Source organism: uncultured Sphingomonas sp. (assembly GCF_913778135.1).
GTDB lineage: Bacteria > Pseudomonadota > Alphaproteobacteria > Sphingomonadales > Sphingomonadaceae > Sphingomonas.
In genome coordinates, this window is sequence record NZ_CAJYVU010000024.1 from 1 (window position 1) to 11,395 (window position 11,395).

The window sequence follows — 11,395 nt, forward strand, 5'->3', positions numbered from 1 at the left end:
CGCGGGTGGTCGCGCTGACGCCGGTCGGCAATCAGCTGGTCGCGAGGATGCTCGATCTATCGGCGACACTGAAGGGCAGCGCGCGGCCGATCGACTTCCTGCCGCCCTATACCATCCTGATCGTGCCGCCGACGGCGATCGCGCGCGACGTCGATCGCTCACGTCAGATTCGCGCGATCATCGGCTTCAACGGCATCAACATCGGCTCGGCCGTCACGTTGATCCAGCCGTGATCGCCGTCAAGACACAACGGGCCGCGCGATGAACGGAATCGGCGCCACCTACCTGCGCATCGTGCTGTCGCGCTGGCGGCTGATCCTCGCGCTCGTACTGTCGTGCACGCTGGTCACCTGGGGTGTCAGCCAGTTCATCCTGACGCAAAAGCCCAAGTTCGAGGCGGCGGCACGGCTTAACATCGTGCCTACCGCCGAGGAGCTCGGCTACGCGAGCCGGTTCGTGCGTGGGTCGACCTTCGACGGTGGCAGCGTGCTGCTCGGCACCTATGCCGAATTCGCGCGGACGCGTCCCGTCGTCGCGCCGATTGTGGACCGCTACATCGCGGAACACGCCGCCGCCGCCGGGCAGACCAGCGCGCAGTGGATCGCCGCCAATACCGGCGCGCCGTCCTTTTCCCCAGGTCGAATCCTGTCGATCCTCAATTACGGCGAGGCGCCGCCGCTCCCCCTGCGCGAAGACATGATCGAGGCGGTGCTGGAAGGCACCACGATCGAGACGGTCGAGGGCACCTACCTGATCCGCATCGCCGTTGAGTGGGACGACCCGAAGTCCGCGGCCTGGTTCGCCAACGCGCTGGCCGACGCGATCATCGCGCGCGCCGATACCGCGTCGCGTAACTCGGGACGCGAACTCGCCGGTACGATCGAGAACCGTTTGGACCAGAAGCGCGGCGAGCTTGCCGCGGTGCTGAAGCGGTCGCGTGATCTCAAATCCTCGATCGGCGTCGTCGACATCGACCGACAGAAGCAATCGCTGCTGGAGGCGCGGCTGACCGAGCAGGCAGCGCTCACCACCGACCGCGCCGCACGTGACTCGGCGGCGAGCCAGGTCGCAGCCCTGCGCCGGCAAGCGGGTGGTAAGCTGTCGAGCGCGCAGGGCGTCCTCGATCAGACACTCGCGGTCGAAGCGCCACGCGCGTCGGGGCTGGAGCGCAGCGTCGCGATCCGCGAGGGCCGCATCGCACAGCTCGACCGCCAGATTGCCGGGCTCGGCGGGTATGAGGATCGCGTCAAGGCGCTCGATGATCAGGCAACCGCGCTGCAGGCGGAGGTCACCGCGCTGACCGAGCGGGTCAGTTTCAGCCAGACCGAGAACCTAGCCAATGGTCCGCGCATCCAGCTGATCGAGCGCGCCACCCCGCCGCTGGTCCGCTCCTCGCCCAAGGTCTTCTTCAATACGATCCTCGGCTTCATCGCCGGATGTGCGCTGGCGGCGTGCGCGCTGCTGCTGCTCGGTCCTGCGCCGGAACGCCAGCCGGAAGATGACGAGCAGGAAGGAGAAGCGCATGCGCCGGATGCGCCGCTCAACCCGGTGGAGAACGAAGACCTGCGCCCGGTCGCGGCCGTCCACCCGATCCGACCCGAGCCTGCACCGGTGACCATGCCCGCCCCGGCGCGCCCGATCAGCTTCGGCAACGTGGCGGTCGCGACACCGCCCGAGCCGGCGATCCGCGTCGACCATCACCTCGCCCGGCCGCTGCCCCGCCCCGCCGCCCAGCAGGGCTATTCGCCGGCCGAGATCGCCGCCGCCGGCCAATTGCTCGGCGAGGATGCGACGCTGCGGCTCGACGACGATCGGCCGGTGTTCGTCGGCGCGGTCGGGCAGGACCGCGACGCGCAACATCTGTCGCAGCTCGTTCACGGGCTGCTGCGTCGCGGGGAGCGCCGGCTCCACATTGTCGACGGAACGCAGGCAGGCGCGAACTGGGATGGAGCGAACAAGGCCTTCGTCTACCTGGGCGGTCTGCAAGACAGCGCGCGGCCGGACGTGATCGCGCGCGTGCCCGATGACGCGGTGCTGCTGCTCGCCGCCAGCGGCGACGAACGCGTCTACTGGCGCGAACAGGGCGACACCGCCGCGCTGCCGACCGCGCATGTCGTCGATTTCGACAGCTGACCTGCCGCGCGGCGGCACCGGACACTCGTCGGATCGCCGCACCGCCGAGACGGTTCGCGCGCTCGCGATGGTGCCGCTCGTCGTCTACGCGGTCCTGACGCAGCTCGACGCGGTCGCCAACCGCCTGTCGGGCGGATCGCCGATCGGCACCACCGAGCTGACGCTCGCCGCGTTGATCGGCATGACAATGCTCATCTTCCTCCTGCCTCGGGATGGGGCGCCCGCGCGCGCGTACGGCAGCACGGGCGCACGGTTGATCGCGCTCATGTTCTGCTGGGCGGTGGTCAGCTGGACCTTGTCGGCGCACAAGGCCGAGGGCTTGAGCTACCTGTCGAAGCTGCTGGTCGCGGTCGCGCCGGCGCTGTGCGCGCTGGTGGTCGCCGACCGACCCGCGCGCATCCGGCTGCTATTATGGGCGATCATCGCGGCGGGTGCCGTGTCGGCGGCGATCGTCGTGATCGAAGCGCGCACCGGAACGCGCCTCGTCTCCACTTCGGTCGCGGCGACGACGGCGGGTTTCGAGGGCGTGGCACGCTCGGCCGGCGGATCGGATCAGAACCCGACCACCGCCGCGCAGATGCTGCTCGTCTCGGTCGCGCTCGCCGCCGCGCTGCTGTTCTCGGGCGAGCGCCGGTTCCGCCTGATCTATGCGGGCGTGGTCGCGCTCGGCACGCTCGCGCTGGTGCTCGGCTCGGCGCGCAGCGCGATCATCGGGCTGGCGGTCGCGTTCGGGCTGATCGCGCTGTCGTTCCGCCGCAAACCCTATTTTCCGCTGCTGATCGTCGCGGGGCTGGTCGCCTGCGCCGGTGCGATCCCGTTCCTGCCGCCGACGCTGCTCGAACGCTTCTCCGCGGTGACCGATTTCGGGCGTGACCAGACGCTGTTCCGCCGCATTACCTATCTGCGCATCGGCCTCGACCTGCTCCAGCAGTCGCCGGTGTGGGGTGTCGGGCCGGGCAATTTCCCGCTCTATTATCTGCTGCCCGACTATCGCTGGATGCCGGGACGCGAGCTATACCCGCGCGAACTGCACAACACCTACCTCGATGCCGCGGTCGAATACGGGCTGGTCGGCTTCATCGCCTTCGCCGCCGCGCTCGGCTACGCGCTCGCCTCCGCGTGGCGTGCCGCGCACGCGCGCAACCCGACGCTTGCCCGCTCGGCATTCGCGATCGGAGTCGCGCTCGCCGCGTTGATGGCCGCATCGTTCTTCATGCCGCACAAGAACCTGCGTTACCTGTGGCTGGTGGTCGCGATCGCGGTGCAGTGCGGGCGCCTGCGCGCCGCCGAGGAGGACACGTGAAGCTCGCCGTCATCGTCACGGAATTCCCGAAGTCGACCGAGACCTTCATCTACCGCGACCTCATCAAGTTCATCGAGGCGGGGGTCGACCTGCGCCTGTACCACGTCGCGCCGTACCGCCACGCGCAACCGCTCCACGGCTTTGCTGCGCCGTTGAAGGAGCGTGCGGTCGACATCGGCTTCGCGCAGCCAGCCGCGGTGCTGCACGCGTTGCTGCGGCATCCACGCCGGCTGCTAGGCGGAATCACGCGGATGCTCTGGGCCTATCGTCTCGAGCCGAAAATCGCCGCCAAGTCGCTCGCGCTCGTGCCTAAAGCGCTGGCGATCGATTCCCACGCGCGCGCCTGGGGCGCGACCCACGTCCATGCCGAGTTCGCAGGGCACCCCGCGACCACCGCTTGGATCGCGCATCTGGCGGGTGGCCTGCCCTATTCAGTCAGCTGCCGCGCGCACGACGTGTTCCGCACGCAGGCGTTGCTGGCAGAGAAGCTGGGCGACGCGCAGGTAGTGCGCACCGTCAGCGAGTTCGGCCGCGACTTCCTGCGCGCGCGCATCCGCGGCATGGCGACCCGCGACATCCACGTCATCCACTCCAGCGTCGACGTGTCGCGCATCGTGGCCGTAGAGCAAGTGCCCGCGACCGATCCGTTCCGCATCCTCTACGTCGGGGCGCTCGAGCCCAAGAAGGGCGTCGCGCACCTGCTCGACGCGCTGGTTCTGGCGGGAGCGGACCTGGGCGAGTGGCGCTGCGACCTGATCGGCCACGGACCCGATGCCGACGCGCTGCGCGCGCGTGCCGCCGCGCTCGGCCTCGGCGACCGCGTCCGCTTTCACGGCGCGCAACCGTTCGAGGTCGTCGCGGAGGCCTATCGCACCGCCAGCGTTTGCGTCGCGCCGAGCGTGATCGGCCCCAACGGACGGCAGGAAGGCATTCCCAACGTGATGATCGAGGCGCTCGCCTATCAGCGTCCGGCGATCACCACCGCGATCTCTGGCATCCCGGAGCTGATCCGCGACGGTGAGACGGGGCTGCTGGTCCCGCCGGGCGACGCAGCCGCGCTCGCCGCAGCACTTCAACGGGTCCACGCCAACCCGCTCGCCGCACTCGCGATGGCACGCCGCGGCCGCGCGCACGTCGTCGCCGAGTTCGACTTGGAGAAGAACACGCGGCGGCAGCTCGCGCTGTTCTTTCCCGCCTAGCGTTCAGTAAGCGGCGCGATCGCTGTTCTTACCCAGCGCGCGCTTCACCCGTGCCGCCGCGCTCTTGACCATGCGGTGTCCCGCGATCTTCGCCGCATCGACGCCTGGGTTCGCACCCGGCACGGACGGCGGCACGCCCAGCGCACGCATCCGCTGGTTGACGCGGTGCAGCCGCGCCTCGCTGTCGCTCATCGCCGAGCGCCAAGTGATGCTGAACGAGATCGACGGCACCGGTCCGTTCTGCACCCAGTGCGGCGCCTTGACCGGCACGTAGACCGCTTCGCCCGGCCCCATCGCGAAGTCGCGCGCCTTTGCGTCGAAGCTCGGATCGTGGCGCATGTTGCGATGCGCGCCGCCGCGGTGGAACGCCTCGTGCACCTGTTGCGGCACAATCTCCGTGTCGCCGGCCGGATAGACGCGCATCGTCTTGGTGCCCGCGATCTGGAGCAGAATGTTGTGTTCGGGGTCCATGTGGAACGGAGTCACCGATTCCGGCGCCGACAGGAAGATGAACGCCTCTCGCCGGCGGTACTCGCCTGTCATCAGCTGCGTTACCGGTGCGATCTCGGCCAGGCACGCGTCGATCAGCGCCGCATAGGCCGGGTCCACGTCAACCTTCTTCAGCACCATCCAGCAGCCATTGGTCGCGATCGTCCGCACGATCTCGGCCGGCGACAGCGTCGACTGACGATAACCCGAGGGGTCCTGATCGACCTCCAGATTGCCCAGACTCTGCTCGACGTGGCTCGCCGGCAGTCGTTCGGCCAGCGCCGCCAGCCCGTCCGGCGCGAACAGCGGGTGATCGTGCAACTGGTGGCGGACCGCCGCCGCCTCGCCCGGATAGGCGCGCGCGAAATCGACGAGGCCGCCGTCTGCGAAAAGCGTTGCGTCGGTCATGCAGCTATTCCTCGGATTGTAGCGGAGCGATCCGCACGACGCGCGCGCCAGCGGTCCTGGCCCAGGCACAGCAGGCGCGAAAACGTCGTGTCGAACGGCACCGCCAGCGAGACGATGCGGCGCCGCTCGGGCCAGATCCGGTCAATCATCGGGTGGCCGGCGCGCGCGCAGCTATCCACTCGCAGCAGCCCACGGCGGTCGAGCGCGTAGGCGAGATATTCCATCTCGATCAGCACGCCGGGCGAGAAGCTCGCCCACGCCTCGTCATACGCGATCTTCAGCTGGAACGCCTCGTCGCCGCACTCGAGGTTGGCGAGCATCGCGATCGGCTGTCCGCCGACGCTCATGCGGTGGAAGTCGAGCGTGCCGCCGGCGTGCGCGGCGCGCAGGATAGCGCGGAAGCAGCGCTCGGTCACGGGATCGGCCGCAGCGGCGACGCCGTCACGTCCCTTCCACCCGGTCTGCTCCAGCGCGAACAGCGCGTCGATCCACGGGTCGACCACGTCGTCGCGGGAAAGCCGGTCGAACACCAACGCGCCGCGCTCGGCCAGCCTGGCGCGCAGCCGGCGATGCTCCTTCAACACCTTGCCGCGCACGTGCTCGGCCGCGTGCTCCGCACTCGACCGGCCGGCATGAAGCACCGCTCGCGCATAATCGCGCGTGCGGTGATACGGCCGGTTCTGCTCGCGCAGCACCTCGAGCAGCGCCTGCGAGGTGGCGCTGTCGGGATCGAGCGCGGAGAGCCGCAGATACTGTCCCGGCAGCCGCGCGAGCAACGGCAGGGCCGCGCGCCAGAACGCCGCCTCGGCACCCGGCCTCACCAGCGGCTCGCCCAGCGCGCGGACGCGCTGATCCCAATTCTCAACACACAGCGCCACTCCGCGGACGCGCTTGATCGCGATCGGTAGCGCGCCGGCCAGCATCTCGCCCTGCCACATCAGCACCACCTGCGGGCGTTGCGCCTCCGGCAAGGCGACGCACGCGCCCACGGCCTCGCGCGTGTAGAACGGGTTGGCGGTGCCAGCTGCGCGCGCGAGTTCGCTCCACGCCGCCGCGGGTACGTCCTGCCAGTCGATGATGGATGCGCGTTCGGTCATCAGGTCCGCTTGTGATCGTGCGGGTGGCATAGCAGCCCAAGTCTCACCAACCGGTTCACGCCTCCCGACACGCTGGACGACGAAGGGCTTGATCGTTACGCTTCCATTAACCCTGTCTGGCCGCGAGCATGATCACCGACCCCTGGTTCCTCCTCGCCGTCGTCGCCAGCTTCACCGGCTACGCCATCTATCTCGCCGGATTGCAGCGACGGTTGGTCGAGCCGAACCGCGCATCATGGCTGATCTGGAGCAGCGCGACATTGGTCGAGGCGTTCACCTACGCCGCGGTCAACCCCGGAACGCCGCAGTCGATCGTGTTCATGCTGTCCGCCGCCGCCTGCGTCATGATCGCGGTCGCGCTATGGCAGCGCTCGCGCTGGTCGGCACCCGACCTGCTCGAAGGCATCTGCATGGGATCGTCGCTCGCCGCGATGCTGTTGTGGCTGGTGTTCCGCGAAGCGTTCTGGGCGCACATGCTCGTCGTCGCCGTCGTGCCCGTCAGTTTCTGGCCGACGTGGCGCAGCGTCTGGGGCGACCGCGCGCGTGAGCGATCCCCGGCCTGGGGATTATGGTCGATCGGTGACCTCGCCACGCTGATGCTTGCGACGCGCACAGGCGGACAGGATGTCGGCGAATACGCCTACATCCTGGTCGAACTCGCCTGCCATGCCAGCGTGTGGTTCATGATCGGGCTCGACACGGTCAATCCGCTGCGCTCGTTCGGCTGGCGCGAGGGTCGGTTGCGCGTGCTCGACGTCTACGCACCCGCCAACCCGTTCGCGGTGCGCGAGACGCATCTCGGCAAGGCGGTGTTCGCCGCGCAGCCGTTCGGCGCGGGCGACGAGATCGTCGCGTTCACCGGCCGCCGCCTGTCGGCTGAGCGATTGCCACGACGCCTGATCGGCCAGGCGGATCGCTTCGTCCAGATCGCGCGCGACACCTACCTCGGTCCCTCCGGCGGGATCGACGACCTGATCAATCACAGCTGCGCCCCCAATGCCGGGCTACGCTTCACGGGCGACACACCCGTCCTCGTCGCCATCCGCGATATCGCTGAGGGCGAGGAGATTGCATGGGATTATTCCACCACGCTCGCCGACGCGCAGTGGCGCATGACCTGCACGTGCGGCGCGCCCGAATGTCGCGGCATCATCGCCGCGTTCGACACGCTGCCACCTGATCGACAGCGCTGGTATCTGTCGCATGGACTGGTCGCGCCGTACCTTGTTCCGAACCGCAGCGACGTTGCGGCGTAAAAAGAAACCTCTGCTGACCTTCTCGTAAAAACACGCTCTTTGCTGTTTTTTTTGACTATTTCACCACGTGCACACTCAAGATGGACTAGTGCAACGCTGTCACGAACGATGCTGGCCTCTCACGTGTTCGACAACGTAACTTGATCGTTTCGATTGCGAGATCGTCGTTCGAGAGACAAGCAGGTGAGAGGATCGACTCCATGAACGCTCGTTCTTTGCCCGGTACGATCGCGCTGATCGCGACGCTCGGCCTCGCTGCCTGTGTGAACCCTTCCGCCAAAATCGCGAGTTCGCTGGAGGGCTACGGCTTTCAGCCCTCGCAGTCGCAATGCTTCGGCGATCGACTGGAAGCGAACCTGTCGCTGGGCCAGCTACAGCAGCTCGGCCGCGCTGCACGCGCCGCGCGAGAAGGTGACACGACGCCGGGACGCCTGACCGCCAGCGACTTTATCCGCGTCGCGGGACAGGTGAAGGATCCCAAGGTCCCGCTAGAGGTCGGCAAGGCCGCGGCAGGCTGCGGCATCCTGACCGATCCCGCTTCCCCGCTCTGAGCATTCGTCCGCGACGGCGGTCTACGCCGCGGCATTCAGTTCGACGGCCGACGGTGCCCGCAGCGTCAGGATCGCGCGCGCACCGCTGCCGCGCCCGTCGCTTTCCAGCCGCAGCGCTCCCTCCATCGCGGTCATCGAATTGGCGCACCAGTGGAGCCCCAATCCGCCCGACTTGTGCGCGCGGGTCGAGTAACCGCGCTGGAACAAGGTCGCGCCGACCGCCGGGTCGAACCCTTCGCCGTCATCGCTGATACAGACCGTCACATGATCGTCGTCGCGCGCGAACGAGACGGCGATCCGCCCGCTGCTTCGACCTGCTGCGGCGATTGCCTCGCCCGCATTGGCGAACAGGTTCCCCACCACCTGGCTCAGAATGACACGGTTGGCGAGCACCGGACACGGCTCGGCCGGGTAGCTGAAGCCGATCTGGACCTTGCCCGAATAGCGCGCGATCGTCGCATTCTGCGCGATCACGTCGGTCATGTCGCAGATCGACAGCTGCGGCCGCTCGTGCGCCGCCGCCTGCTGCTGCCCGATTATGTCGAGCACGTGGCCGAGCGCATCGCGCCCGATGCCGAGCTGCTCGACCTGCTCGGCCCGCGCCGTCTCCATCGCGGCGACGCCCGCGCGCACGAAGGCGGCGAGTTTCTCCCGGCGTGCCGCGGTAATATCTGGCTTGCCCAGCTCCTCCGCCGCGCGCGCCAGCATTGCCTGGTCGACCGGTGCGGCGCGGTTGATGCCGTGGCTGATCACGGTCGAGATCGGCGACAGCGCATTGCGGACATTGTGCATGACCGCCACCGCACTCTCCGATCGGCCGAGCGCAAAGCTCTGCGCCTCGATTTGTTCGCGCAGGTCCTTTAGCTGCGTCAGCATGCCGTTGAAGCTCAAGCCGAGCGAGCCGATCTCGTCGCGCCGCCCGTCGTCCTCCAGCAGCGCGAGCGAGCCCGAGGCGCGAACCCGCTCCATGTGACGCTCGACCCGCGCCAGCGGGACGAGCACCAACCGGCCGATCATGCGCCGCAGCATCATCAGCACGACCAGCAGCAGCAGCACCGATCCCGCAATCGCCAGCAACAGCATACGTCGGCCGAGCAGCGTCACCTCGCGCGCGACGGTGAAGCGTGCGCTCGCAACCGGCTGTCCGCCCGCGCCGCCGATCGGTACGGTGATCGTCATCCGGGCGCGCGATTGCTGCACGACCTCGCCCGCGGTCGGCGTCAGGTCGATCACCGCGTTAAGCTGAAGCAGCTCGGCAAGCTGGCGCGAGCTGATCTCGCGCGCCATCAGCACATAGCCGCGCGGGTTACCGGTCCCGTCGCTGCGACGGACCTTGGCGACACCGACGGCGGCGACGACGCCACCCATTCGCGCGTAGAAGCTGGTCGAACTACGCGAGCCTAGCAGGCGTGGAAGGTCAAGTCCCTCGATCGATCTAACCAGTCGGGCGCGCATCTGCGGCTGGTCGCGCTGTGCTTCGTCGATCCAGCGTGCGATGACGATGCGGCGATCGATGCCGACGTAAGCCATCGCGTTGACGTCGAGGTTCGCCATCGCGAGCGGCGAGAAGCTCTCGTGCTCGAAGGTGGCGCTCGGATGCGCCATGTAGTCATAGCTGTCGTTCCAGTCGCCGTAATCCTTGACCGCGCTCTCGACCTTGTTGGCGTACTCGGCGAGCGCGGCGTGGGTCCGCTCGACATGCGCGTCGACCGAACGCCGCTCGAGCTTGCCGAAACTCGGCGTAATGATCGCCGCGAGCAGCAGCGCGATCGCGACGGCACCCCCGGCCCCCACCAGCGTCAGGATCAGCACCAGTCGCGCCCCGAGCGACCGCGGGTTGCGGAGCGCCCCTACGTGTGTGCCGACATGACGACGGACGTGCGCGGCCATCAGCCCGCCTCCGTTAACCGAGCGTGCCCGTTGCGGGCTCCACCTCTAAGAAGCGCGCGTGCGCCATGTCGCGCGCGAGCGGTTCGGCCAGCGGCTTGGCGAAGTGATAGCCCTGCAAATGGCTCGCGCCCGCGACGCGCAGCAGGTCGACCTGCGCGGCGGTCTCGACCCCTTCGGCGATCACGGTCAGGTTGAGCGATTGCGCCAGATGGACGATCGAGCGCACGATCGCGGCCGACTCCTTCTCGCGTGACATACCGTCGATGAAGCTGCGGTCGATCTTGAGCGCATCGAGCGCGAACTTACGAATGTTGTAGAGCGACGAATAACCGGTGCCGAAATCGTCGAGCGCGATGCGAAAGCCCATCTGCCGCAGCCGGTACAGCGTTTCCGCCGCGCGGTCCGCGTCATCGAAGATCGCGGTTTCGGTGATCTCGATCTGCAATCGCCGCGGCTCGACGCCGGCGCGCTGGCAGCGCTCCATGATGTAGCCGACGAAATTGTGCCGCCTGAACTGCCGCGGGCTGAAGTTGACCGAGACGTACTGCCCGGGCCAGCTTTTTAGCACGTTTAGGCTCTGCTCCAGCACCCAGTCGCCCAGCTCGTGGATCAGGTTCGACTCCTCGGCGATCGGGATAAAGGTCGCCGGGCTGATCGGGCCGTATTCGCGCGTGTTCCAGCGCAGCAGCGCCTCGAAGCCAACGACCTCGAACGTGCCGTGCGCGACAATCGGCTGGTAGACGAGCGCCAGTTCGTCGCGCGCGATCGCCTGCGACAGTCCGGTCTCGATCCGGCGCCGCACGCGCACGCCCTCGTCCATGCTCTCGTCGAACAGCCGCGCGATGCCGCGACCGCTGCGCTTCGCGTCGTTGAGCGCCAGGTCGGCGCGGCGGATCAGGTCGATCGGGTCGCGGTTGTCGCCCTCACCCGCGGTTACCACCCCTGCCGACGCTGCAGCCTGAACCGAATGGCCCAGCACCTTCAACTCGACCGAGCAGGCGTGGACGACGCGCGTGCACGCCATTTCAGCCGCCTGCTCGCCCGCCGCCTCGAACAGCAGCCCGAACTC

The 11,395-nt window shown here is 68.2% G+C and carries 10 protein-coding genes; 6 read left to right on the forward strand and 4 right to left on the reverse strand.

The features are described 5' to 3' along the window. The 4 genes from QZ847_RS02375 to QZ847_RS02390 all read left to right on the forward strand — a co-directional run. Positions 1–233, forward strand: a 233-nt coding sequence (locus QZ847_RS02375) for a hypothetical protein (RefSeq protein WP_294352735.1), incomplete at its 5' end; no start/stop codon positions are given. A 28-nt stretch (positions 234–261) separates the two neighbouring features. After that, positions 262–2,133: a hypothetical protein gene (locus QZ847_RS02380; protein ID WP_294352737.1), complete on the forward strand. Its 1,872-nt coding sequence runs from the start codon at positions 262–264 to the stop codon at positions 2,131–2,133. Further along, on the forward strand, positions 2,111–3,436 hold the full coding sequence (locus QZ847_RS02385) for an O-antigen ligase (protein WP_294352738.1): 1,326 nt from the start codon (positions 2,111–2,113) through the stop codon (positions 3,434–3,436). Before QZ847_RS02380 ends, QZ847_RS02385 begins: the two co-directional genes overlap by 23 nt. Next, a complete protein-coding gene (locus QZ847_RS02390) occupies positions 3,433–4,635 on the forward strand; it encodes a glycosyltransferase family 4 protein (RefSeq protein ID WP_294352740.1) in 1,203 nt (400 codons plus the stop codon). Before QZ847_RS02385 ends, QZ847_RS02390 begins: the two co-directional genes overlap by 4 nt. A 3-nt stretch (positions 4,636–4,638) precedes the next feature. Here the strand turns inward: QZ847_RS02390 and QZ847_RS02395 are convergent, their stop codons facing one another. Further along, on the reverse strand, positions 4,639–5,532 hold the full coding sequence (locus QZ847_RS02395) for a cupin-like domain-containing protein (protein WP_294352742.1): 894 nt from the start codon (positions 5,530–5,532) through the stop codon (positions 4,639–4,641). Then, positions 5,529–6,629 (reverse strand): GNAT family N-acetyltransferase, encoded by a 1,101-nt coding sequence (locus tag QZ847_RS02400; protein ID WP_294352744.1) that lies wholly within the window; start codon positions 6,627–6,629, stop codon positions 5,529–5,531. Before QZ847_RS02400 ends, QZ847_RS02395 begins: the two co-directional genes overlap by 4 nt. A gap of 128 nt (positions 6,630–6,757) precedes the next feature. On the opposite strand from QZ847_RS02400, the gene QZ847_RS02405 reads away from it, so the two are divergent. Together QZ847_RS02405 and QZ847_RS02410 are read left to right on the forward strand one after the other, a co-directional pair. Continuing rightward, positions 6,758–7,885 (forward strand): SET domain-containing protein, encoded by a 1,128-nt coding sequence (locus QZ847_RS02405; RefSeq protein WP_294352746.1) that lies wholly within the window; start codon positions 6,758–6,760, stop codon positions 7,883–7,885. Positions 7,886–8,085: 200 nt separating this feature from the next. Further along, positions 8,086–8,436 carry a hypothetical protein gene (locus QZ847_RS02410; protein WP_294352748.1) on the forward strand — a complete coding sequence of 117 codons (351 nt, stop codon included), beginning with the start codon at positions 8,086–8,088 and terminating at the stop codon, positions 8,434–8,436. A 21-nt stretch (positions 8,437–8,457) separates the two neighbouring features. Here QZ847_RS02410 and QZ847_RS02415 read toward each other — a convergent pair whose 3' ends face one another. Continuing rightward, a complete protein-coding gene (locus QZ847_RS02415) occupies positions 8,458–10,326 on the reverse strand; it encodes a CHASE4 domain-containing protein (RefSeq protein ID WP_294352750.1) in 1,869 nt (622 codons plus the stop codon). A gap of 13 nt (positions 10,327–10,339) precedes the next feature. Next, on the reverse strand, positions 10,340–11,395 hold a 1,056-nt coding region (locus tag QZ847_RS02420), incomplete at its 5' end, for a bifunctional diguanylate cyclase/phosphodiesterase (RefSeq protein ID WP_294352752.1).